Below are 24453 nucleotides of genomic sequence, written 5' to 3' on the forward strand. Positions count from 1 at the left end.
CTCCGGTGCGAAGCCGGATCGTGGTCGAAGAGGAGGCTCAAGTGCCCCGTGAAGTCCGGGAGGTCGTCTTCGTCGACGGCGTCCGCACCCCGTTCGGCAAGGCAGGTGGGATGTACGCCCACACCCGCGCCGACGATCTGGTGATCCGTTGCATCCGCGAACTGATGCGGCGGAACCCGCAGCTGCCGCCGGAGCGGGTCGACGAGGTGGCCATCGCCGCCACCACCCAGATCGGCGACCAGGGCCTCACCATCGGCCGAACCGCCGCGCTGCTGGCGGGTCTGCCCAGGACCGTGCCGGGTTACGCCATCGACCGGATGTGCGCCGGCGCGATGACCGCGGTCACCACCGTAGCCGGCGGCATCGCCATGGGCGCGTACGACGTGGCGATCGCCGGCGGGGTCGAGCACATGGGCCGGCATCCGATGGGTGAGGGCGTCGATCCGAACCCGAGAATCCTGGCCGAGAAACTGGTCGACCCGTCCGCCCTGGTGATGGGCTCCACGGCGGAGAACCTGCACGACCGGGTCCCGCAGATCACCAAGGAGCGCGCCGACGCGTTCGCGCTCGCCTCACAGCTCAGGACCGCCAAGGCGTACGCCAACGGCAAACTCCAGGGCGACCTGGTGCCGGTGGCGGTACGCGACCCGGAAACCGGCTGGGGGCTGGCCAGCGTCGACGAGGCGCCCCGCGAGACGTCGCTCGCGAAGCTGGCCACCCTGAAGACGCCGTTCCGGCCACACGGGCGGGTCACCGCCGGCAACGCGGCCGGGCTCAACGACGGCGCCACCGCCAGCCTGCTCGCCGCCGAGGACGTCGCCCGGGAACTGGGGCTGCCGGTGGGGATGCGGCTGGTCTCGTACGGCTTCGTCGGGGTCGAGCCGGAGGTGATGGGCTACGGCCCGATCCCGTCGACCGAGAAGGCGCTGCGGATCGCCGGACTGTCCATCGAGGACATCGGCCTGTTCGAGCTGAACGAGGCGTTCGCGGTACAGGTGCTGGCCTTCCTCGACCACTTCGGCATCGCCGACGACGACCCCCGGGTCAACCAGTGGGGCGGCGCGATCGCCATCGGCCATCCGCTCGCCTCCTCCGGGGTACGGCTGATGACCCAGCTCTCCCGGCAGTTCGCGGAGCACCCCGAGGTGCGGTACGGCGTCACCGCGATGTGCATCGGTATCGGCATGGGTGGCACGGTCATCTGGGAGAACCCCAACTGGGAAGGCGGCGAGGACAAGTGACGGTTCCGCGTAACCCCAACGAGGTGGTCACCCGGTCGTTGCTGCGGCTGGTGGACGTACCCGGCCTGGACCGTCCGGCCGCACTGATCACCCTGGACAACGGCTTCGACCACACCCGGCCGAACACCTTCGGTCCGGCCGGACTGTCCAGTCTGGACGAGGCGGTCACCGGAGCGTTGGCGGCCGATCCGGCGTTCATCGCGGTCACCGGCAAGCCGTACATCTTCTGCGTCGGCGCCGACCTGACCGGCCTGCCGCTGCTGGCCGACCGGGACCAGGCCCGCGAGATCGGTCTGCTCGGACACCGGGTCTTCGCCCGGCTGCGCGGCAGCACCGTGCCGACGTTCGCCTTCGTCAACGGTGCCGCCATGGGCGGCGGCCTGGAGCTGGCCCTGCACTGTCACTACCGGACCCTCTCCGGCGGCGCGGCGGCGCTGGCCCTGCCCGAGGTCTCCCTCGGTCTGGTCCCGGGCTGGGGCGGTACCCAACTGCTGCCGAACCTGATCGGCATCGCCGGTGCCGCGCAGGTGATCATCCAGAACCCGCTGATGCAGAACAAGATGCTCAAGCCGAAGCAGGCGGCCGAGCTGGGCATCGCCGACGTGGTCCTCGAACCGGCCGACTTCCTGGAACGCTCACTGGAGTGGGCCGCCGGGGTGGTGCGCGGCGACGTCGAGGTGACCCGGCCCGAGGTCGACCGCGAGATGTGGGACGGCGTGCTCTACTTCGCCCGGCAGATGCTGGACGAGCGGTTGCACGGCGCGGTCCCGGCCGCGTACAAGGCGCTGGAGCTGCTGGAGCTGGCCCGGGAGGCGCCGGCCCGGCGTACCCCGGGCGAGAACCCGGAGGACCTGCCCGCCGGAATGGTCGCCGAGGTGGAGGCGCTGGCCGAGCTGGTCTTCAGCGAGGAGCTACGCAGCGGCCTGTACTCCTTCGACCTGGTGCAGCGGCGGGCCAAGCGACCGGCCGGCGCACCGGACAAGGAGCTGGCCCGTCCGGTGACCAAGGTCGGCATCGTCGGCGCCGGCCTGATGGCCTCGCAGCTCGCGCTCCTGTTCGCCCGCCGGCTCCAGGTGCCGGTGGTGCTCACCGACCTCGACCAGTCCAGGGTGGACAAAGGCGTCGGCTACGTGCACGGCGAGATCGACAAGCTGGTCGGCAAGGGCCGACTCGCCGAGGGTACGGCCGCCACGCTGCGCGGCCTGGTCAGCGGCTCGGTCGACAAGAGCGTCTTCGCCGACGCCGACTTCGTGATCGAGGCCGTCTTCGAGGACCTGGCCGTCAAGAAGCAGGTGTGGGCGGAACTGGAGAAGATCGTTCCGCCGGAGGCGGTGCTCGCGACCAACACCTCCTCGCTGTCGGTCAGCGCCATGGCCGCCGACCTGGAACATCCGGAGCGGGTGGTCGGGTTCCACTTCTTCAACCCGGTCGCCGTCCTGCCCCTGCTGGAGATCGTCCGGGGCGAGCGGACCGACGACGCCACCCTGGCCACCGCGTTCGCGGTCGGCAAGACACTGCGCAAGTCCTGCGTACTGGTCGCCGACGCCCCGGCGTTCGTGGTGAACCGGCTGCTCACCCGCTTCCTCGGCGAGATCTTCGCGGCCGTGGACGCGGGCACCCCGCCGGAGGTGGCCGACGCCGCGCTCGACCCGCTCGGCCTGCCGATGCGCCCGCTGGCACTCCTCCAACTCGTCGGACCGGCGGTGGCGTACCACGTCGGCGGGACGCTGCACGCCGCGTTCCCGGACCGGTTCGGGGTCAGCGAGAACCTGCGGCGGATCGCCGAGTCCGGCCAGCCGTTCGTGGTCGACGGTGCCGTCAACCCCGAGGTCGCCGGGCTGCTCCAGGTAGGTTCGTCGCCGCTGACCTCCGAAGAGGTACGTCAGCGCGCGCTGGACGCGCTCGCCCAGGAGACCCGGCTGATGCTGGACGAGGGCGTGGTGGCCGAGCCACAGGACATCGACCTGTGCATGCTGCTCGGCGCGGGCTGGCCGTTCCACCTCGGCGGCGTCACGCCGTACCTGGACCGGAGCGGCACCTCCGAACGGGTCACCGGCCGCCGCTTCCTGCCCCCGGGCGTGGCCAGCCTGCCCTCCTGATCGTTCTCCATCCCCCGAGATCGTGGTGATCGGGGACCTGTCCGGCTCGCGGCACCTCCCGCGCCGTACGCCAGGGTCCCCGGTCACCGCGATCGGCAGATCTTTCTTCACGAGGTCTGCACCTCGACGGCACAGCGGCCCCGCAAGCGCTGCCTAGCGTCGACACCATGCGTGTCAAACTGATCCTGCCGGCCCTGACCGAGGCGACCAGCCCGTTCTTCCGACCGGTCAAGTACTCGCTGTTCCCACCCCTGGGACTGGCCACCCTGGCCGGCTACCTGCCACCGGACACCCAGGTCAGCCTGCACGACGAGCACGTCGAGCGGCTGAACCTCGATGACGGGGTGACGCCCGACCTCGTGGTGATCCAGGTCTACATCACCTCGGCCCGCCGGTCGTACGAGATCGCCGACCACTACCGGGCCCGTGGCGCGTACGTCGTACTCGGTGGCCTGCACGTCACCGCGCTGCCGGACGAGGCCGCCCGACATGCCGACACGATCTTCCTCGGCCCCGGCGAGGACACCTGGCCGGTGTTCCTGGCCGACCTGCGCCGCCGCGAGCCGCAGCGGCGGTACGTCTCCACCACCCGCACCCTCGCCGGTCTGCCCCCGGTACGCCGGGACCTGATCGCCCGGCACCGCTACCTGGTACCGAACTCGATCGTCGTGTCCCGGGGTTGTCCCCACCACTGCGACTTCTGCTACAAGGACGCGTTCTTCGCCGGTGGGAAGTCGTTCTACACCCAGGCGGTCGACGACGCGCTCGCCGAGATCGACCGGCTGCCCGGCCAGCACCTGTACTTCCTCGACGACCATCTGTTCGGCAACCGGCGCTTCGCCACCGCCCTGTTCGACGGGATGGCCGGGATGGGCCGGCTCTGGCAGGCGGCCGGCACCGTCGACGCCGTGCTCGCCCCCGACCTGCTCGAACGCGCCGTCGGGGCCGGGCTGCGCAGCCTCTTCGTGGGATTCGAGACGGTCAACGACGGCAACCTCGCGGCCACCCGCAAGCGGCAGAACATCGGCCGTGACTACTCCGCCGTGGTCCGCCGGCTGCACGACCACGGGGTGATGGTCAACGGCAGCTTCGTCTTCGGGCTCGACGACGGGCCCGACGTGTTCGACCGTACGGTGGACTGGGCGGTGGAGCAGGGCGTGGAGACGGCCACCTTCCATATCCTCACCCCGTACCCGGGAACCGCCCTGTACGACCGGATGGAGGCCGAGGGGCGGATGCTGCACCGGGACTGGGACCGGTACGACACCCGCCAGGTCGTCTACCGGCCGAGCCGGCTCACCGCGAGTCAACTCACCGACGGCTACCACCGGGCGTACCGGAACTTCTACCGCTGGCCGGCGATCTGGCGCGGGGCGGCCGGCAAGGACAGCCTGCGGGGGCGGCTGCGACATGTCGCGTACGCGGGCGGGTGGAAGAAGTTCGAACCGGCCTGGGACGCGGTGATCCGGGCCCGCCGGGTGTTGCACGCACTGCCGCTGCTCGAGGCGGTGCTCGGCGGCTTCGGCGAGCGCCCGGCCACTGACCGCCGGACGGTCCCGACCGATCACACCGCTCGCGCGGATCATCGGACCCGGACCGCCCGGCCGGACGGGGCGCCCGGGCTGGGAAGTGCGAACATCACCGGGCTACCGTGACGGCACCGTCCCCTCGTCGGATTGTCGGGCCGGGGGAATCGGACCCGGATCGGAAGGATCGGAACATGGTCGAGCTGTATCCACCGGTCGATCCGTACGACCACGGGCTGCTCGACGTCGGGGACGACAACCACGTGTACTGGGAGGCCTGCGGCAAGCCACGGGGCAAGCCGGCGCTCGTCGTACACGGCGGACCGGGGTCCGGCGCCTCGCCGGGGATCCGCCGCTACTTCGACCCGGCCCGGTACCGGCTCGTCCTGTTCGACCAGCGTGGCTGCGGACGTAGTACGCCGCACGCCAGCGATCCCGGCACGGACCTGAGCCGCAACACCACCGGGCACCTGCTCGCCGACATGGAACGGCTCCGGGAACACCTGGGCATCGACCGGTGGCTGCTCTACGGCGGCTCGTGGGGCTCCACGCTCATCCTCGCGTACGCCGAACGCCACCCGGAGCGGGTCTCCGAGATCGTGCTCTTCGGCGTCACCACGACCCGTCGCTCGGAGATCGACTGGCTCTACCGGGGAGTCGGCCGCTTCTTCCCCGAGCAGTGGGAACGGTTCCGCGACGGCGTACCCGAGGCCGACCGGGACGGCGACCTCGTCGCCGCGTACGCGCGCCTGATGGAGCACCCCGACCCGGACGTACGCGGCCGGGCCGCCAACTCCTGGTGTGCCTGGGAGGACACGGTCATCTCGATGGAGCCGAACGGAACACCCGACGCGTACAGCAACCGGGCCCCCGACGCGCTGCTGGCGTTCGTCCGGATCTGCGCGCACTACTTCGCGCACGGCGCGTGGCTGGCCGAGGATGCCCTGCTACGCGACGCGGTTCGACTGGCCGGCATCCCCGGCGTGCTGATCCATGGTCGCCTCGATCTGAGCAGCCCGCTCGACACCGCCTGGGCGCTCGCCCGCGCCTGGCCCGACGCCGAACTGGTCGTGGTCGAAGACTCCGGGCACACCGGCAGCGACACGTCCCGGATCCGGGTACGCGACACTCTGGACAGGTTCGCCACGACGGCGAACTGAACCAGCGTGCGGTTGAACGACCCGCCGGCGAAGCGAAGGACTGGACGTACGGCGCGGAGGCGTCGACAGTCGGACGATGGATCCTGAGATCAGGCGGAACCGGACGGCCTGGGAAGACGCGTCCGAGAAGCACGTTCGGGAGTACCACCAACTGCTGGACCGGGCGCGACACGGCTCAGCCCTGTTCCCGCAGGAACTCGCGCTCCTCCGGCCGCTGCTGCGGTCGTCGCCAACCGTCGTACACCTGCAGAGCGGGCACGGCCTCGACGACGCCGCCCTGGTCCACGCCGGTGCGCGGTCCGTGGTCGGTGTCGACTTCAGCTCCGTGGCGGCCACCGCCGCCGGCCGCCGGGCGGGCGCGTTGCGGATCCCCTGCCGGTACGTCATCGCCGAACTGCCCGGCGCTCCACTGCGCGACGGATGCGCCGACCTCGTCTACACCGGCAAGGGTGCGCTGATCTGGATTCCGGATCTGGCCGTCTGGGCGCGGGACGTCGCGCGGCTGCTCCGACCCGCCGGCCACCTGTTCGTCTACGAGAGCCATCCGGCGGTGCCGCTCTGGAGCTGGGACTCCGACGAACCACGGATCCGACCCGACCGCGGCTACTTCGCGCGGTCGCACGTCAACGACACCTTTCCCGCCAATGGCGCGCGGGAGTGGCAGCGGACGCTCGGCGAGATCGTGAACGCGGTACTCGCAGCCGGGCTGGAACTGCGGCACCTTGCCGAGTTCGCCGAGCCGTTCTGGCGCCCCGACGGCGTCACCGCAGCAGCCTGGCAGGGGCAACTGCCCAACACGTTCGCCCTGCTGGCCCGGAAGGGCTGTTAGCTCGCCCCGGAAGGGCTGTTAGCTCGCCCCGGAAGGGCTGTTAGGAAGGGGCCCCTCTTCTACAGAAAGCGATAAGAAGGGGCCCTTCCTTACCTGCGTTCGGCGGCGCTGCGCAGGACGCAGAACTCGTTGCCCTCCGGGTCGGCGAGGACCGCCCAACCGGTGCCGTCCGGCTCGCGATGGTCGGCGACGTGGGTGGCACCCAACCCGAGGAGGCGTTCGACCTCCGCGTCCCGGGCCCGGTCGGTCGGTTGCAGGCAGATGTGCAGTCGGTTCTTTGCCGACCTGCCCTCCGGCACCCGCTGGAAGTAGACCTGCGGACCGACGCCGTCCGCTGGGAGCAGCACCGTCTCGTCGGCGCCGGGCTGGTCCTCCGGGTGGCGGGAGCGGTCGAGCGCCTCGGCCCAGAAACCGGACAACTCGTACGGGTCGGCGCAGTCGAAGCTGATGTTGTAGATCGTCGAACTCACGTTTCCTCCACAGTGGAGAATTTGCTGTCTTCTTCTCCCGGCCGACAACGGCCGAGCGTCGCACGGTGAGCACACGGAACACAAACCCGTTGTGAGCGACACGCCGGAGATCCCGGTATAGCACCGGCTGGTCGCCGCTGACCGTAAGGATGAGCGGCGGTCGGGCCGACTGGTCCGCTGGACCGAGAGGAAGCACGACGACAAGCAAGGAGTGAAAGGTGCCCCTCCCACAGCTTCGCCGTGTCCGCTGGGCCGTACGCGCGACCCTGACCCTCGGGGTCGCCGCCTCGGTGGTGGCCAACGTCCTGCACGCCCGGGACAACCCGATCAGCCAGGCCATTGCCGCCTGGCCACCGCTGGCACTCCTGCTCACCGTCGAGCTGATCTCCCGGGTGCCGGTGCACCGCCGCTCGCTGGCGTTCGCCAGGATGGCGGCCACCGCCACCATCGCCGGGATCGCCGCCTGGGTGTCGTACTGGCACATGGTCGGGGTCGCCGCCCGGTACGGCGAGACGGGCGCGTCGCCGTACCTGCTGCCGCTCTCGGTCGACGGGCTGATCGTGGTGGCCAGCATCTGCCTGGTCGAGCTGGGCGGCCGGATCTCCACCGAACAGGCGGAGAAGGCCCGGCGGGCGGATACCGCCGGCCCCGTGGAGGAGGACGGCCGGGCGGAGAAGGACGGACGGGTCGAGGAGCCTGCCGTCGCGACCGCCGTCGCGACGGGCGCTTCCCGAACGGGCTCCCAGTCGATTTCGAGGTCGGCCGGACCGAGCGACTCCACTCCGGAGCATTCCCCTCAGAACGACCCCGTAGCAACCGGTCCCGTACCGGCCGGTCCCGTACCGGCCAGTCCCGCAGCGGCCAGTACCGTACCGGCCGGTACCGTACCGGCCGATCGCGCCGCCCGACCCCGCCAGGTGGCAACGTCGGGTACGCCACGAAAGCGGGCCTCGTCGTCCGGCAGTACGACGGGCGCCCCCACCCCGGCCCGTCCTCGTCGGCCGATAACCGAGACGGCGGCGCTGGCCGCGGCGATCCAGGAGGCCCGCCCCGACGCCAGCGACGCCGACGTGGCGCAGGAACTGGGTATCACCACAGCCCGGCTCCGGACGATCCGGCGTCAGGTCCGCGAACTCGACCTGGTCGCCTGAGGTGTTAGGAAGGGGCCCTTCTTCTACAAAAAGCGATAAGAAGGGGCCCTTCCTTACAGGCCGACGACCGCCGACGCGGCGACCACCGGGGTGGTGTCGGCCGCCGGCAGCGTCACGGTGACCTCCAGCCCGCCGTCGCTCTGGGCCACGGCGGTGACGGTGCCGCCGTGCGCGTCGCAGACCGCCCGGACGATCGACAGCCCGAGCCCGGAGCCCCGGGCGCCGGTACGCTCCCGACCGCCGCGGCGGAACGCCTCGAACAAGCCGGGTACGTCGCTCTGCTCCACCTCGAAACCGGTGTTGCCGACGACCAGCCAGGCCTGCTCGGCATCCGAACCGGTACGCACCCACATCCGGCCGTGCAGGTGGTTGTAGCGGACCGCGTTCTCGACCAGGTTGCCGGCCAGCCGCTCGAGCAGACCCGGGTCGCCGACCACCGGCGCCGGTTCCAGGCTCGTGTCGACCTGGAGTTTGAGCCGGGTCGCCTCGGCCCGCATCGCGGAGAGCGCGGCACTCGCCCCGGTGGCAAGGTCGGTCGGCGCCTTGCGGGCCAGCCGCCGGCCCGCCTGGGCCTCACTGCGAGCCAGTACGAGGAGCGCGTCGACCAGGTTGTTGGCGCGTTCGGAAGCGTCCCGGACCACGGTCGCCATCCGGCGGTACTCCGCGACGTCCGCCTCGTCGTCGGCCATCGTCACGTCGATCTCGGTGCGCATCACCGCCAGCGGCGTACGTAGTTCGTGGGAGGCGTTGGCGACGAAGCGTTTCTGCGCCTCGAAGGCGCCGCCGATCCGGTCCAGCATGGCGTCGAAGGTCCCCGCCAGCTCGGCTACCTCGTCGTCCGCGCCGGAGTAGCGGATCCGCTGGTCCAGGGTGGCCTCGCCGAGCCGCCGTGCCGTCGAGGTGACCTGGTGCAGCGGCCGGAGTGCCCGACCGGCGACCGCGTACGCCCCGGCGACACCGACCACGCTGATCGCCAGCAGCGCCACCAGGCCCTTGGCCAGCAACTCCCGCGAATGCGCCTGGACGACCTGCTCCTGCCACTGCCTCGCGTCGATCGTCCGGCCATCGGTCAGCTCGACGATCGTGCCGGGCTGCAACTGATCGGCCGGCCGCAGCGCGTCGCCGACCAGCAACCAGGCGAGCAGCAGCAGGATCGCGCCGGCGCCGATCAGCAGTACCCCGTTGAGCAGGGTCAGCCGGAGCCGCAGGGTCGGGCGCAACCGGGGCCGACGGCCGGTCAGATAGACGGTCATGCCTCCTCCTCGCCGTACGCGGTCACGCGCTCACCTGGCCCGGCACGTAGGGATCGGGCACCCGGTAGCCGGCGCCGACCACCGTCTCGATCAGTGGTGGATCGCCGAGTTTCTTGCGCAGGGTCATCACGGTCACCCGGACGGTGGTGGTGAACGGGTCGGTGTTGGCGTCCCAGACTCGTTCGAGGAGTTCCTCGCTGGAGACCACCGCACCGCGCGCCTTGATCAACTCTTCCAGCACGCCGAACTCCTTGCGGGCCAGGTCCACCACCACCCCGCCCCGGGTGGCGACCCGCTTGGCCGGGTCGACCACCAGGTCGGCCACGGTGAGCACCGGCGGGGTCACCGGGGTGGCGCGGCGGCCGAGGGCCTGCACCCGGGCCACCAGTTCGTCGAAGGCGAAGGGTTTCGGCAGGTAGTCGTCGGCACCGAGTTGCAACCCCTCCACCCGGTCGGCGACGGTGCCGCTCGCGGTCAGCATCAGCACCCGGGTGAGCGCACCCGAGGTGACCAGGTCGGCGCAGATCTGGTCACCGTGCATGCCGGGCAGGTCCCGGTCCAGCACCACCACGTCGTACCGGGTGACGAAGGCCATCTCGTGTCCGGCGGATCCGTCGTAGGCCACGTCGACGGCCATGCCCTGCCGACGCAGACCCCGGACGATCGCGTCGGCGAGGTTGCGCTCGTCCTCCACCACAAGTACCCGCACCATGACCTCCCCGGCCGCTCGTCCAGGGACAACCTATCCGTGGCCGACAAGTCACCGGCCGGGGACGCGCCTGCGCCGGTGTCGCCGACGCGTCCGGCCTCGGCTACCGCTGGAGCTGCCACAGTCCGATCGAGCCGTCGGTCCGTCGGCAGTGCAGCGTCTCCCCGGTGAGCCCGCAGTCCGCGGAGATCCCCGAAAGGACCGTCAGCAGCCGGGTCCGCAGGGTCCTCGTGTCGACCTCGGTCACCCAGGCCCGACGGTCGCCGCCGATCCGGATCCCGATTCTCCGGGGATCCTCGGACTCAATCTCCATCGACTGCCAGGAGCCCAGTTCGGCGAGCACCCGTCCGGTGGCGGGCTCGACCGCGTACTGCAGGTCGGGGGTATCGGATTCGGTCAGGGCGGTGGCGATGAACACGTCGCCGACCTGCCTCAGGTTGATCCAGCGGGGATCCGACCACCGGAGCCGGCCGGTCCGGGCGTCCCAGATCCGCATCCCGTTGTCCCGCAGGTGGGTGCAGAGGTAGGCGCCGCATTCAACCGGCCCGTACTCCTGGCTGTCGTCCCTCGGGATCGACCATCTGCGGTCCAGCCCGGTCGGCCCGTACGCGGTCGCCGACCGTTCCTCGTACACGACGAAGAGGTCGCCGACGAGATCGACGTACCAGTAGACGTCCGGACGGTCGGCGGGCGGTGGTGGCAGCTGGGCGGTCCGGGTGACGGCGCTGGTGGCGAGGTCAAGCATCTCGACCCGCCCCGACGACAGGACCAGCGCCATCTCCGCTACCTGGCCGAACGGCGAATACTTGTACGTGCGTCGGGCGCCGGCCGGCGTCGACAGCGACCAGCGCGGCCTTCCCGACGCCGGGTCGATCGCCTGCAGGGTCCCCGCCGGGCGGTACTGCACCGGGTCCTCCTCGAGCCCGTCCGGCGGCTTCCAGCCCTCGGGCCCGGCCCAGACGACGAGGTCACCCGCGCCGGTGACGGTGTCCACCGTCATCTCGCGGTCCCAGGAGATCGCCCCGGTCCTCGCGTCCACCGCCGTCACCCGGCTTCGTCCGCTCGGCGACTGTTCCGCGTGCGACACGAGCACCAGCATGTCGCCGAGCAGCATCGGCTGACCCACCTCGCCGGGCGGCAGGGTCGTCCGCCAGCGCGACGTGCCCTCGGGCAGCCGGTACCCGGTGAGTTCCTGGCCCGACCCGTTCGAGTCCAACCCGGCGATGACGAACAACCAGTCCCGGTCCAGCAGAACCGTCGCGCCGAGCGGCGCCGGGACGTCCACCTCCCGCCACGGCCCGGGAAACGGGTTCCCGGCGGCCATGGTGGCGAGCAGCGCGGCGAGCAGCGCCGGCAGCCCGACCCGGAGGAACCTCGACCGGCGGCGGCCGGGTCGGGACGGCGGTTCGCCGGGCCACACCCGGTCGTGCTGCGGCTCGGCACCGAGTTCACCCAGTTCGATGGTGGGCATCCAGTTCCCTTCCGACGGTCCGGCGGCGTCCGCACGCCAGGCTCCGGCACACTCCGGATGGACCACCCCGGGTAGCGGCAAATCGGACGCGAAGCCACCTGTACGATGGCGCCTCGTGGCAGTTCCGGTGGTGGACAACTCTTCGGACGCCGAGGCCGGCCAGGCCGAGACCGGTCGACCCCGCCGGTGGCGTGGACTCCGGGCGCCCGCACGGGCCGACGTACTGGTCATCGGAGCGTACGTGCTGCTCGGCGTGTTCGTCTGCGCCAACTACTGGGCCGACATCCAGCACCGGGTGTCGTCGCATCTGCCCACCGACCACAGCTGGTTCGAGTGGCTGCTGGCGCACGGCGCGTACTCGGTCCGACACCTGGAGAACCCGCTCTTCTCGGCCCGGCAGAACGCGCCGGACGGGGTCAACATGATGGCCAACACGTCGGTACTCGGCATCAGCCTGCCACTGGCCCCGATAACCCTGTTGTTCGGCCCGCAGGTGTCGTACTCGGTCTATCTCGGCGGTGCGCTCGCCGCCACGGCCGCGACCTCCTACTGGATGCTCTCCCGCCACCTGGTCGCCTCCCGGGGCGCGGCGTTCGTCGGCGGCGCGTTCCTCGGCTTCGCGCCGGGGATCATCCACCACGCCAACGGCCAGCCGAACTTCGCGTCGAACTTCCTGCTTCCGCTCATCGTGGTCCGGGTGCTCCGGCTCGGCGAGCCGGGTCGCTGGCTGCGGGGCGGAGTGGTCCTGGGCCTGCTGGTGGCGTACCAGATCTTCATCAACGAGGAGATGCTGCTGCTCACCGCGCTGGCCTGCGCGGCGATCGTGCTGCTGTACGCCGTGTTCCGGTGGTCGCAGGTCCGGGCCCGGGCGTGGAACTTCGTCCGCGGGCTCGGCGTCGGGGCCGCACTGGCGCTGCTGCTGGCCGGCTACCCGATCTGGTACCAGTTCAACGGTCCGCAGTCCTACCGCGGACTGCAGGGCGGGGTCTTCCACAACTGGGGCGAGGACCTGCGGGCCTTCGTGACGTACTCCCGGGACACCATCGCCGGCTCGCCGGAGGTGGAGCGGACCATCGGGATGACCGAGCAGAACACCTGGCTCGGTTGGCCGCTCGTCGGGCTCGCCGTACTGGTCGCCGTGCTGCTCTGGCGGACCTCGGTGACCGCCCGGATCGCCTCGCTGCTCGCCGTCGGATTCGCGCTCGCCTCGCTGGGGCGGCAGGTCCGGATCGACGGCCGGGTGACCGAGATCGAGGGTCCCTGGCACCTGCTGCCGGAGGACCTTCCGCTGGTCGAGATGATGATGCCCACCCGGCTGAGCCTGGTCACCGTCGCGGCCGTCGGCATCCTGATCGCGCTGGCCTGGAACGAGGTTGCCCGGACCCGGACGGCTCCGGGCGGGCCACGGCTGCGGATCCTGGCGTACGCGGCCATCGCGCTCGCACTGCTGCCGATCTTCCCCCGCCCGTTGCCGGCCCAGCACATCGACCTGCCGCCGCACTTCATCACCTCCGGAGCCTGGCGGCCGTACGTACCGCCGGGCCGCACCCTGGTGCCGGTGCCCATTCCGAGCAACGTGCACGGCCTTTCCACACTGAGATGGAGCGCCCTGACCGAACAGGCGTTCCCGATCCCGGCAGGCTATTTCATCGGGCCGAACGCGGAGGGCAGCGGCGTGTTCGGCGCCCCGTCCCGGCCGACCAGCATGTTGATCTACGGAACGATGGACCGGGGCGCGGCGCCGGCGGTCACCGAGGAGAACCGGCGCCAGGCGATCGAGGATCTGCGGTTCTGGAAGGCGTCGGTGGTGGTGCTCGGCGACCATCCGGCCACCCCGGCGCTGCACGTCCTGCTGGCCGGGCTGCTCGGTCCGGGCCAGCGGGTGGACGACGTCTGGCTCTGGGACGTACGCCCGCTGGTCGGCTGACACGCCGGAACCTGGGCGCGGTGGACCTCGACCTGCCCTGCCGGCGGCTCAGTCGCCGACCTGGGCGCGGACGTCCCACACCCAGGCGCCGGAGATGTCCCGGCCCGGGCCGAGCAGCCGGTCGAGCGTCTCCTTCACCGGTGTACCCCGGTGCAGGCCGCCCTGCACCACGATCGCCGCCCGCCAGTGCCGGAGATCCTCGATCGCCTGCCGGCGTTCGGTGTCGCCGATCACCGGCACCTCGCCGCTGCGGGCGACCCGGCCGAGCAGCACCGCCGTCGGCCGGTCCGGCGAACCCCAGCGGGCCTGCTGGTCGTCCGGGCCGGTGGGGCCGATGAAGTACCCGCCGGGCGTGGTGAACGCCAGCCCGGTCCGGGCCGACCAGTACATTCCGGCGGTCGCCTCGCTGCCCGTCGTCGGCGGCACCGGCACCAGGGTGCGCCCCGGCGGCACGTACGACCGCCACTCGCCGCTGGCGATGAACTCCGGTACCGGCCAGACCGGCTTGGTGACCAGCGGCACCGGTGCCACCGGCAGCAGCACGGCGACGACCGCACCGGTCCAGAGCAGCCGGATCGGCACCCGTCCGCCCAGCGGAGCCGGCCGGTCGGTCCCGGGGTTCTTCCCGGGGTCGCCGGGGTCGTCTCCGGTCGGGCTGGCCGCCCCGGCGCGGTCGAAGACCCAGTGAAAGGAGATCGCCAGCAGGATCGCCAGGGCCGGGACGCAGATCAGCGGGAACCGGGCCGGTACCGCCAGGTCGATCAGGGGCAACCCCTCGACCAGCCGGTACGGGCCGGGCAGGTCGAGCGGTTGCCCGCCCAGCCGTACGGTCTCGCCCAGCGCCAGCGCGGCGAAGACCACGGCACAGAGCACCAGGGCCTTGACCAGGGGCCGCCGCCACTGCCAGATCGCGATCACCGCGCAGAGCACGATCAGCCCCAGGCCGAAGAAGGAGTTCTCCTCGGTCGCGTTCGGGGAGAGCAGGCCGGGCACCGAGTCGTAACCGGTGATCGACTGCCGGGCCACCGCGGTGAACGACTCCAGGTCCAGGGCGTACGCGGCGGGGTCGAACGGCAGTCCCCGGTAGTGCCCGGGGCCGAAGAACTGGAACCACAGCGGGTACGCCAGCAGCACCGTCGCGGTGACCGCGCCCACGCCCAGCCGACCGAGGAACGCCGGGGCCAGCCGTCGCGCCGTCGCCGGAGCCGCCACGGCGTAGCCGACGGTGAACAGCCCGCAGGCGAGGACCAGGAAGGCCAGCACCTCCTCGCCGAGGAAGACCTGGTAGGTCACCAGCAGTCCGAGCAGCACACCCCGGCGCACCACCCGATCCGTGCGCGGGTCGAAGACCACCCAGAGAATCGCCGGAACCAGGAACTGCGAGATCATGTGCAGGTGGCCGGTGGCCTGGGAGATCATTCCGGGCGCGAACCCGCAGAAGAGCCCGGCGACCGCCGCCCCGAACCGGGACGCGACGATCCGGCGGGACAGGAACAGGTACCAGGCGGCGGCCGTACCGGCCAGGGACAGCACCACCGCGAGCAGGTAGCTGGTCTGCGAACCGAACAGCAGGGTCACCGGGGTCAGCGGCACGCCGAGGCCCAGCACCGACGTGTTCGCCATCAGGTTGACCCCGTCGGGCGCGTTCAACGCGGTGCTGTGGAGCGGGTTCTCCAGCTGGGTCACCGCCCGGGCGGCCCGGGCGAGCATCCACTCGAAGAGCATCATGTCGTTGTCCGCGTACGTCATCCGGTCCCGGTGCAGCCAGAGCCCGGAGGTGACGTAGCCCGCCACGGCGACGTAGACGGCGATAACGGCTCCGTCGACGAGCGGCCCGCGACGTCGCCCGGCCCCGGAGCGTACGGCTCGGAACCAGCCGGTACGGGACCGTAGCGCCTGGAACCAGCCGGTGCGGGCCGGCCAGCCGTCCGGCCGGATCCGCCACCGGCCGGTCACCGGCGGCGACCCGGGCACCTCCGTCGGGACCGCGACGCCGGTGGCGGTCTCGGCGGAACGACCCGGCCCGCTCACCCCGCGGTACGGTCGGTCAGCGGGCGGACGTCCCAGACCCACACGTCCGCCCGGCGTTGGGCGGGGCCGGCGATCTGGTCGACGGTGCGGTGCAACGCCTCGACGTTGTCCTGCCGTACCGGCAGTACCAGGATCGCGGCCCGCCAGTGGCGCAGTTCGTCCATGGCGCGCCGACGCTGCCGGTCCGTCAGGGTCGCCGGGCGGCCGGTCTTGGCCACGTCGTCGAGTACCGCGCTGAGTCCGCTCGGGCGGCCACCGAACCGTCCCGGGTCGCCGGTGTTCCCGTTGCGGGGCGCGAGGAAGTAGCCCCCGGGGATCTTGAAGTCCAGGTTGGTGGACGCGGCCCAGCGCATTCCGTTGGTGTGTCCCATCGCGGGGATCGGCACCGGTACCAGCGTCTGCTCGGGGCCGACGAAGGGCCGCCACTGACCGGACGTGATGAAGGTCGGCACGGGTGGCCGGCCGATCTCCCGCAGCGGCAGCGGCAGGATCGGCACCAGCGCGATGGCCAGCGCGGCCGCCACCACCGTACGCAGCGTCCGTCGCTCGGCGATCTCCAGCGCCCAGGCCCGGTCGGTCGCCAGGGCGAGAAGAAGTCCGATCACGACGGTGGTGATCAGGCCGAACCGGGTCGGCACCACCGCGTCCAGCAGCGGCGCCTTGACCAGGACGTCCCACGGCCCCCAGAACGCACCCCGGTTCCACCAGGAGATCCGCTCGCCGAGGGAGAGCACCGCGAAGAGCAGGCCGGTGACCGCGAGGGCCCGGATGATCACTTCACGCCGGAGCCAGACCACGATCGCCACGGTCAGCAGTGCGAGGCTCCAGCCGAAGAACGCGTTCTCCTCCGAGTAGTTCGGCGCCAGGTCGAGGTTGGCCCGCTGGTTCCCGCCCAGCGTGGTGGAGCCGGGCACGAAGAACGCCGCGAGGTCGTTGCCGTAGTCCCGGACCGCGTCGCTCAGCCCGTGGTACGCCTGCCGGCCGGCGAACTGCACGAGAAGCGGGTACGCGAGCAGCGCTCCGGCGAGTACCGCGCAGACCGCCAGGCCGCCGGCGAGCGGTCGCCACGCCGCGCGCCACCGACCCGGCTGCTGCACCACGACGGCGAACAGGAAGATCCCACAGGCCATCGCGGTGAAGAGCAGGATCTCCTCGTTGATGAACGCCTGGTAGCTGACCAGCAGCGCGAGGATCACACCGTCCCGGATCACCCGGGTGGACCGGGTCAGCACCATGACCCGCCAGACGATGAACGGCAGGAGGAACTGCGAGATGATGTTCGGATGCCAGTTGGCGTGCGACAGCAGCGCCGGGGAGAAGCCACAGAACCAGCCGCCGACGATGGCCGCGACCGGTGCCTTGACCAGATGGCGGGAGATCACGTAGTACCAGGCGGAGGCGGTGCCGGCCAGCCCGAGCGTCACCAGGGTCACGAACGAGACCGCCGGCCCGAACAGCAACGTCAGCGGCACCATGGGGATGCCCAGCCCCAGGATCGCCGTGTTGGCCATCAGGTTGACACCGTCAGGATAGTTCAACCGGTCGGTGAAGAACGGGAATTCGCCGTGCAGCACCACCCGGACCGAGTGGGCGAGGAAGTACTGCACCTGGGCCGGATCGCTGCTGTAGAGCGACGCCACCCGACCGGCCGGGTCGAGCCAGATCTGGCTGGTCACCCAGAAGGCGGCGACCAGGAAGAACGCGTACACCGCGAGATCGCGGCGCCAGGTCGGCCAGCGTGCCGGGCGGGCCGTCGGGGCTCCGCTGTTCCGGTCCGGCGTACCCGGATCCTCGATCGCGGCACCGGATCGCGAAGCCGCCTCGGAGTCGGCGGCCGGGCCCGTACCGGGCGTGGCGGCCGACCCCGTTCCGGGGCCGGCGTCCGAACCTGCCGGCTGCGCCGCGCCCCTCTCGGTTCCGGTCGCCGTGCGGCCTCCGGACTCGGGGCCCTCCGGGTCCGGTGTGGTTTCGAGACGTGGCTCGGCAAGCGTCACAGTCGGCGGAGTCTACAGGAGCACCCGATTGGTCCCGGATGCCTGGGGCGCCGGTTACCGCAGGGCGAGCAGCGTCCGGCGGCGCCCCCGCGCCGGGGCGTACCCGATCGGCTGGCTTTGCCGGGTGACGCCCGGCCGGCGTCCGAGATCTCGTAGGATGTGGCTTCTGTAGACAGCTGAGGTGGATCGGGGGCGCAGAGGTGGGTTCAGTCCCTCGTACCGGGATCACCGGCGCGGCGTTGGTGCTGGCTCTCCTCGCGGGTGGCTGCGGCACCATACCGAAGGAACCGGCGGTCGCGCTGCGGGTCGGCTACGACACACTGGACGGCACCCTCGCGGTGTGGCCGTCCCGAGGCTCGCTGGCCGGGGATCCACAAGCGACCACCGCCGTGGCGAAGGCCGTGGACGAGTGGCGCTCACCGGTCGAGGACCGGGTCTACCTCCCGTCGTCGGGGATCCTCTGGCTCGGCGAGGTGGACGGCGGCCGGCTGGCACTCGTCGCCGCCGACGTACCTGGTGAATCGGCGTCCTGGCTGCTGCAACTGGCCGGGAACGGTCCGGACTTCCACGTCGAGCGGGCGGTCGAGTACACCGATCCGGGCTACCTGGTCTATTCCGACGTACTGCCGGTGCAGCTTTCCACCGGTCGGCGCTATCTCGTCTCGGCCCGGGTGGACCGCCTCCTCGGACCGGACCGCCAGACGCTGGCCATCACGGACGGCCTCACCGGCCCGGTCGCCCTGCCGGCCTGCGCCGCCGCGACCGTCACCGCCCGGTTGCGCCCCAGCGAGTCGCTGCCGAACGGCAAGTCCGCCGACCGGCTCGTCGATCTCGGCACCGGTGCGGTGGGGCCGCGCTATCCGCTGATCACCGACGACACCGGATCGGCGGCGGCGGCGCTGCGCGGGCTCGACACCTGCGCACTCGGCGAGAAGACCGGGGCGTTCGGCAGCATCCCGCACCGCGTGCACGGCCGGGCCCACCCCGGATCGGTGCCGGCGTCGTGGCCGATCGACCAGGTCAAGACGAAGACGCTGGCCGAGGTCGCGCTCGACGACACCGGACGGCCGAGCAAGCTCGAGCAGCTCAGCTGGCGCACCGCCGACGGGATGATGACCGCCGTGATGGTGCGGCCCACCGCCGGTCCGCCGGTGGTGTCGGCCGCGGACCGGGTCGAACCGCTCCAGGGGTACGTCCTGCCGCTGCCCAGCCCCGTCGTCGTACTGAGCTGGGAGGACAGCCCGGACGTCAGTCTCACGCTGCCGCCCGGTACGCCCCGCCGGGTCGACCGCCCGGGGCTGATCGTGCTGGACAAGCCGACCAGCAGGCAGACGTACAGCCTCATGGTCAGCCCCGAGAAGACCGTCGACCGCTCGTTCGGCGGCAACTGACCGGCTCGTCCGGCGGCAACTGAGCGGCTCGTCCGGTCGCGGCTGACCGGCGCCCGGTCGCGCGCACCCGAACCGCCCGGTCATGCGACGAGGGGCCCGGTCAGGTCGACCGGGCCCCTCGTTCGGTAGCCGGGATCAGCGGCGCCCGTTGCGACCCTTCGCCGCCCGGTCGCCGCCGTTGGCGGCGGTCACCCGGACCGACGCGATGGACTCGTCGTCGAGCTGGGAGACCCAGCCGGTGATGTCCCGGGCCACGTCCTGCGCCGTCAGCCCCAGGTCGGCCAGGATCTGCGCCCGGGTGCCGTGCGGCTGCCAGACCGGCGGTACGCCCAGATCGCGCATCGGCACCCGCACGTCGGCGTCCCGCATCGCCTTGGCCAGTGCGTCGCCGACGCCGCCGGCCCGCACGCCGTCCTCCACCGAGACCACCAGCCGGTGCGCGCTGGCCAGGGTGACCAGCTCCGGTGGGATCGGCCGGACCCAGCGCGGGTCGACGACGGTGACGCCGTAACCCTGCTCGGCGACCCGGGCGGCCACCTCCATGCCGAGGTGCCCGAACGCCCCCACCGCGACCAGCAGCACGTCGGTACGGGCGGATTCGGCCAGCACGTCCACGCCACCCGACAGCGAGCCGGCGGCAGTGACCCGTCGGATCGCCGGCAGGTCGGCCGCGACCGCTCCGGTCGGGAACCGCACCACGGTCGGCCCGTCCTCGACCGCGACTGCCTCGCGCAACTCCGCCCGCAGTGTCGCGGCGTCCCGGGGTGCGGCGATCCGCAGTCCGGGGACCACCCCGAACACGGACATGTCCCAGATGCCGTAGTGGCTCGGGCCGTCCGGACCGGTGATGCCGGCCCGGTCCAGCACGAACGTCACCGGCAGCTTGTGCATCGCCACGTCGAGCAGCACCTGGTCGAACGCGCGGTTGAGGAAGGTCGCGTAGATGGCCACCACCGGATGCAGGCCACCGAGGGCGAGGCCGGCGGCCGAGGTGGCCGCGTGCTGTTCGGCGATGCCGACGTCGTAGACACGTTCCGGATACTTGCGGGCCAGCGCGGCGATCCCGGTCGGCTCGGCCATCGCGGCGGTGATGCCGACCACGTCGGGCCGTTCGTCGGCGACCGCGACCAGTTCGTCGGCGAAGACCTGCGTCCACTTCAGCGAGGAGGCGGCGAGCATCTTGCCGGTCTCCACGTCGAACGCGCCCGGGCTGTGCAGGCAGTCGGCGTCGTCCTCCTCCGCCGGGCGGTAGCCCAGACCCTTGCGGGTCACCGCGTGCACTATCACCGGGCCGCCGAAGCCCTTGGCCCGGCGCAGTGCCGATTCCATCGCGGCCACGTCGTGTCCGTCGACCGGGCCGAGGTACTTGATGCCCAGGTCCTCGAACATGGCCTGCGGGGCCACCGCGTCCTTGATGCCCTTCTTGACCGCGTGCAGGACCTCGTACATCGGCCTGCCGACCAGCGGGGTGGAGCCGAGCGCCTCCTTGACGGCGTCGAGCACCTTCTCGTAGCCCGGGTTGAGGCGCAGTGTCGAGAGGTGGTCGGCGAGTCCGCCGATGGTCGGCGCGTACGACCGGCCGTTGTCGTTGACGACGATGACCAGCGGATTGCGGGCGGTGGCGATGTTGTTCAGCGCCTCCCAGCACATGCCCCCGGTGAGCGCCCCGTCACCGACCACCGCGACCACGTTGCGCGACTCGCCGCGCAGCGCGTACGCCTTCGCCAGCCCGTCCGCATAGGAGAGCGCGGTCGAGGCGTGCGAGTTCTCGATCAGGTCGTGCTCGCTCTCGGCCTGGCTCGGATAGCCCGACAGGCCGCCCCGCTGCTTCAGCCGGTCGAAGCCCTCCTGCCGGCCGGTGACCATCTTGTGCACGTAGGCCTGGTGGCCGGTGTCGAACAGAAAGCGGTCCCGGGGCGAGTCGAAGACCCGGTGCATGGCGAGGGTCAGCTCGACGACCCCGAGGTTCGGGCCGAGGTGCCCGCCGGTCCGGGACACCTTGGCGACAAGGAAGTCACGGATCTCGGCGGCGAGCAGGGCGAGTTCGTCGGCGGACATCCGTTTGACGTCCTGCGGTCCACGAACCGCGCCCAGCAGCCGGCCGGCGGAGGTCGTCTCGTCGGTGCGCTCGGTCATGCCAGCACCTCTCCGCGCTCGGCAGGGGTATCGGGCCGCGCGGCACTGGGCTGGCTGATTCGCTCCCTACACAGGCTCATAGCCGCAGAGTCTATCGGGGCGGGTGCGGCCCGCAGCCTGGCCGCCGAAGCACGTGGTCGGATCCGGTGAAGATCGGTGGTGGATCCGGTGAAGATCGGTGCTGGGCCCGACCTTTGCACGGCGAATGCGACGTGTCGGCGGCCAGGGTAGCCGACGCCGACCGTTCCGGCTGACGAACCGCTTCGCCACCCGGCGCCGCCCCGACGGCGATCGGCAGAGTCCCGTTGACCGGACGGCGCACCGTAGCGGACAGTCGACGACCGCCCACGGCGAGTGGTGGGGAGGGAGTCGGCCAAACGAACGAAAAATCGGGCAGATACCCCGAAGGGCCGTAGCATGGCCGGTAACCCCATCCTCCCCTAAGGTCTCGACATGTCGCCTGCTGGCCCTCGTCCGAGCCGGTTTTCCGGCCGCGTCCCTAGCAACCCGATGTCCGGCCGCTACGCCGCCGGTCAGGTACTCGCGGTAGGCATCGTGTTCCTGCTCGCGTTGCCGCTGCTCCCGTTGATTCTTCCCATCGTCGCCTGGATCCGGTTCCGCGACCGGGCCGCCGCCCGAGCCGAGCGCCGCGATTCGGAGGCTGTTCCTCCCGGCCGCCGAGCCGCCCTACACGTCACCTCCTGATCGCGGTCGCGGCACGGCGAGGACTCCGGCAGGTCCTCGCCGTGCCGGGGCTGCGGCGTCCGGCACGGTGGTATCTGCGTTGCCCGTTCGATCTCGATCCCCGAAAGTGGCCTGAGCCGCCGCACCGCGCCGGAGCGGCAGATCACGGGGAGACAGCGTGTCCGACTTCGACGTCCGTACGGCGAACCTCTCGATCATCAACTCGATGACGAAGTACCCGTCGATCCCGACCTACCACGCGCTCGACCCGCGCAACGGCGGACTGCTCGACGCGACCGTCCCGTTCACCGGCCAGGTGTTCCTGACCGAGAAGATCGACGGGACGAACGGCCGGATCGTCTCGCTGCCCGACGGCAGTTATCTGATCGGCAGCCGGGAAGAACTGCTGTACGCCCGCGGCGACCTCATCGGCAACCCGGCCCTCGGCATCGTCGAGGTGCTGCGCCCGATCGCCGACCGGCTGCGGCCGGCCGGACCGGGCAGGATCGTGGTCCACTACCTCGAGGTCTACGGCGGAAAGGTCACCGCCGGGTCGAAGCACTACACCAGCGCCCGGACGGTCGGTGCCCGGCTGTTCGACGTCGCCGTCCTCGACAACCACGCCGAACTGCTGACCTGGCCGGCCGAGCGGATCTCGGCCTGGCGGGAGGCGGCGGGGCAGCGCTTCCTCGCCGAACGCGACCTGCTCGACACCGCCGCCGCCGTGGGGCTGGAGACCGTGCCACGGCTGGACGCGATCGAGGCCACGGAACTGCCGACCGACCTCGACAAGATGTTCCGGTTCCTCGGCGACCACCTGCCCCGCACGACGGTGGCGTTGGACGGTACGCCGGGTCGGGCCGAGGGCATCGTGCTGCGGTCGGAGACCCGGTCGGCGATCGCGAAGGCCCGGTTCCAGGACTACGAGCGGACGCTGAAGCGACGCGGCGCCCGCTGACGGCCGGCAGGCCCGGACCGCTGACGGCCGGCAGGCCCGGACCGCTCAGCCGGCGGTCGGGTCCGCCGGGACCAGCAACGACACGAGTTCCACGTGCTGGGTCATCGGGAAGAGGTCGTATCCGCGCAGGGCGGCGAGCCGCCAGCCCGCCTCCCGGAACGTCCGTACGTCCCGGGCGAAGGCGGCCGGGTCGCAGGCGACGTAGGCGACGGCGCGGGTGGCCGCGGCGGCGACGGCCCGGACCACCGCCGCGCCGGCGCCGGTCCGGGGCGGGTCCAGCACCACCAGGTCCACCGGACCGATGACGCGGCGGCGGGACAGCGCCGGGGCGACCGATGCCCGGACCACCTCGATCTGGGGCAGGTCGCGCAGGTTCTGCCGGGCGGCCTGGACCGCCGCCGCGGCCGATTCCACCAGGGTGATCCGGCCGGTCGGGCCGACCCGACCGGCCAGCGCGGCGGCGAACAGGCCGGCACCGCCGTAGAGATCCCAGGCGGACTCACCGTCGCGCGGGTCCAGCAGTTCGAGTACGGCCGCCGCCAGGGTGTCCGCGGCGGCCGGGTGCACCTGCCAGAACGCCTCCGGTGGCAGCTCCCACACCCGGTCGACGGCCAGTTCCCGGACCGTTCCCGCCGCCTCGGCGGCACCGTCCGCCGGGGTGACGCCGTCCTCAGGTGTGGCGCCGTCCTCAGGAATGGCGGCGTCGCCCAGCTCGCCGCCGAGACCCAGCCCCGTCGTCCGGCGTCCGCGCACGGTCACGTCGCCGCCGGAGGAGGCGGTCACCTCCACCACGTCGGCGTCCGGCCAGCTCCGACCGCTGGCCGGAAGCACCGGCTGACGCTGGATCGCGGGATGGGCGATCAGGCAGCGGTCGATCGGTACGACCTCGTGTGAGCGGTGCTTGAGCAGCCCGGCCCGGCCCGCCGCGTCGACCGCGTAGCGCACCCGGGAACGCCAGCCCAGCGATCCGCCGGGCAGCGCGTCGACCCGGACGTCCAGTTCGGCGATCTCCGCCGGTTCCAGTCGGGCCAGCCGACGTAACTGCTCGCGTACGACCTCCGCCTTCCAGTTCCGCTGTGCCGCGGGCGCCACGTGCTGGAGGTCACATCCGCCGCACCGGTCCGGCCCGGCGTACGGGCAGGGCGGTTCGACCCGGTCCGGCGCCGGTTCGAGTATGTCCACCGCGTCCGCCCGCAGGTAGTCCCGGCGTACCTCGGTGATCTCGACGAGAACCCGTTCGCCGGGCAGCGCGTGCCGGACGAAGACCACCTGGCCGTCGAGCCGGGCCACACAGTGCCCACCGTGCGCCACCGGACCGACGGTCACCTCGACCCGTTCCGCCTCGCCCGGCCCCGTCGTGGCCCGCTCGGCCCGTTCCGCCTCGCCGGGACTCATCGGGGGCCGGCGGTGTCGGCGCCGGGGG

18 protein-coding genes are annotated in these 24453 nt (G+C 71.7%); 10 read left to right on the top strand and 8 right to left on the bottom strand.

Going from position 1 to position 24453, the window contains the following annotated elements; all coding sequences use genetic code 11:
* Positions 1-41 precede the first annotated feature (41 nt).
* The 5 genes from I0C86_RS05105 (at position 42) to I0C86_RS05125 (ending at position 6855) form a co-directional block, all read left to right on the top strand.
* Positions 42-1241 carry a thiolase family protein gene (locus tag I0C86_RS05105; protein WP_196200024.1) on the top strand — a complete coding sequence of 400 codons (1200 nt, stop codon included), beginning with the start codon at positions 42-44 and terminating at the stop codon, positions 1239-1241.
* Positions 1238-3340, top strand: coding sequence for a 3-hydroxyacyl-CoA dehydrogenase NAD-binding domain-containing protein (locus I0C86_RS05110; protein ID WP_196200025.1), 2103 nt, complete (start codon positions 1238-1240; stop codon positions 3338-3340). Before I0C86_RS05105 ends, I0C86_RS05110 begins: the two co-directional genes overlap by 4 nt.
* Before the next feature lie 167 nt (positions 3341-3507).
* On the top strand, positions 3508-4995 hold the full coding sequence (locus I0C86_RS05115; RefSeq protein WP_196200026.1) for a B12-binding domain-containing radical SAM protein: 1488 nt from the start codon (positions 3508-3510) through the stop codon (positions 4993-4995).
* 65 nt (positions 4996-5060) lie between these two features.
* Positions 5061-6026, top strand: a complete 966-nt coding sequence (pip, locus tag I0C86_RS05120; protein ID WP_196200027.1) for a prolyl aminopeptidase — start codon at positions 5061-5063, stop codon at positions 6024-6026.
* 76 nt (positions 6027-6102) lie between these two features.
* Positions 6103-6855, top strand: a complete 753-nt coding sequence (locus I0C86_RS05125) for a class I SAM-dependent methyltransferase (RefSeq protein ID WP_196200028.1) — start codon at positions 6103-6105, stop codon at positions 6853-6855.
* Between the two features lie 89 nt (positions 6856-6944).
* Here the strand turns inward: I0C86_RS05125 and I0C86_RS05130 are convergent, their stop codons facing one another.
* On the bottom strand, positions 6945-7325 hold the full coding sequence (locus I0C86_RS05130) for a VOC family protein (RefSeq protein ID WP_196200029.1): 381 nt from the start codon (positions 7323-7325) through the stop codon (positions 6945-6947).
* A 218-nt stretch (positions 7326-7543) separates the two neighbouring features.
* Between I0C86_RS05130 and I0C86_RS42930 the strand changes: the two genes are divergently transcribed.
* Positions 7544-8476 (top strand): DUF2637 domain-containing protein, encoded by a 933-nt coding sequence (locus I0C86_RS42930; RefSeq protein ID WP_323373468.1) that lies wholly within the window; start codon positions 7544-7546, stop codon positions 8474-8476.
* A gap of 53 nt (positions 8477-8529) precedes the next feature.
* Here I0C86_RS42930 and I0C86_RS05140 read toward each other — a convergent pair whose 3' ends face one another.
* The 3 genes from I0C86_RS05140 to I0C86_RS05150 form a co-directional block, all read right to left on the bottom strand.
* Positions 8530-9729 carry a sensor histidine kinase gene (locus tag I0C86_RS05140; RefSeq protein WP_196200030.1) on the bottom strand — a complete coding sequence of 400 codons (1200 nt, stop codon included), beginning with the start codon at positions 9727-9729 and terminating at the stop codon, positions 8530-8532.
* A 22-nt stretch (positions 9730-9751) separates the two neighbouring features.
* Entirely contained in the window at positions 9752-10438 is a 687-nt protein-coding gene (locus I0C86_RS05145; protein ID WP_196200045.1) for a response regulator transcription factor, read from the bottom strand.
* Positions 10439-10541: 103 nt separating this feature from the next.
* Positions 10542-11909 (bottom strand): outer membrane protein assembly factor BamB family protein, encoded by a 1368-nt coding sequence (locus tag I0C86_RS05150; protein WP_196200031.1) that lies wholly within the window; start codon positions 11907-11909, stop codon positions 10542-10544.
* Positions 11910-12036: 127 nt separating this feature from the next.
* Between I0C86_RS05150 and I0C86_RS05155 the strand changes: the two genes are divergently transcribed.
* Positions 12037-13836, top strand: a complete 1800-nt coding sequence (locus I0C86_RS05155) for a hypothetical protein (RefSeq protein WP_323373471.1) — start codon at positions 12037-12039, stop codon at positions 13834-13836.
* A gap of 48 nt (positions 13837-13884) precedes the next feature.
* Here I0C86_RS05155 and I0C86_RS05160 read toward each other — a convergent pair whose 3' ends face one another.
* Positions 13885-15867, bottom strand: coding sequence for a hypothetical protein (locus I0C86_RS05160; RefSeq protein ID WP_230393579.1), 1983 nt, complete (start codon positions 15865-15867; stop codon positions 13885-13887).
* Positions 15864-17663 (bottom strand): hypothetical protein, encoded by a 1800-nt coding sequence (locus I0C86_RS05165; RefSeq protein ID WP_407676266.1) that lies wholly within the window; start codon positions 17661-17663, stop codon positions 15864-15866. The genes I0C86_RS05160 and I0C86_RS05165 overlap by 4 nt, the downstream gene beginning before the upstream one ends.
* A gap of 398 nt (positions 17664-18061) precedes the next feature.
* Here I0C86_RS05165 and I0C86_RS05170 point away from each other — a divergent pair, with 398 nt between their 5' ends.
* On the top strand, positions 18062-19252 hold the full coding sequence (locus I0C86_RS05170) for a hypothetical protein (RefSeq protein WP_196200034.1): 1191 nt from the start codon (positions 18062-18064) through the stop codon (positions 19250-19252).
* 135 nt (positions 19253-19387) lie between these two features.
* Here the strand turns inward: I0C86_RS05170 and dxs are convergent, their stop codons facing one another.
* On the bottom strand, positions 19388-21388 hold the full coding sequence (gene dxs / locus I0C86_RS05175; RefSeq protein ID WP_196200035.1) for a 1-deoxy-D-xylulose-5-phosphate synthase: 2001 nt from the start codon (positions 21386-21388) through the stop codon (positions 19388-19390).
* A gap of 510 nt (positions 21389-21898) precedes the next feature.
* On the opposite strand from dxs, the gene I0C86_RS05180 reads away from it, so the two are divergent.
* Together I0C86_RS05180 and I0C86_RS05185 are read left to right on the top strand one after the other, a co-directional pair.
* Positions 21899-22093, top strand: a complete 195-nt coding sequence (locus I0C86_RS05180) for a hypothetical protein (protein WP_196200036.1) — start codon at positions 21899-21901, stop codon at positions 22091-22093.
* A gap of 157 nt (positions 22094-22250) precedes the next feature.
* Positions 22251-23030, top strand: a complete 780-nt coding sequence (locus I0C86_RS05185; protein WP_323373469.1) for an RNA ligase family protein — start codon at positions 22251-22253, stop codon at positions 23028-23030.
* A gap of 45 nt (positions 23031-23075) precedes the next feature.
* Here I0C86_RS05185 and I0C86_RS05190 read toward each other — a convergent pair whose 3' ends face one another.
* Positions 23076-24425 carry a class I SAM-dependent RNA methyltransferase gene (locus I0C86_RS05190; RefSeq protein WP_196200037.1) on the bottom strand — a complete coding sequence of 450 codons (1350 nt, stop codon included), beginning with the start codon at positions 24423-24425 and terminating at the stop codon, positions 23076-23078.
* Between the last annotated feature and the right edge of the window lie 28 nt (positions 24426-24453).

Origin of the sequence: Plantactinospora alkalitolerans, assembly GCF_015690345.1 — a bacterium.
In the GTDB taxonomy this organism is placed as follows: Bacteria; Actinomycetota; Actinomycetes; order Mycobacteriales; family Micromonosporaceae; genus Plantactinospora; species Plantactinospora alkalitolerans.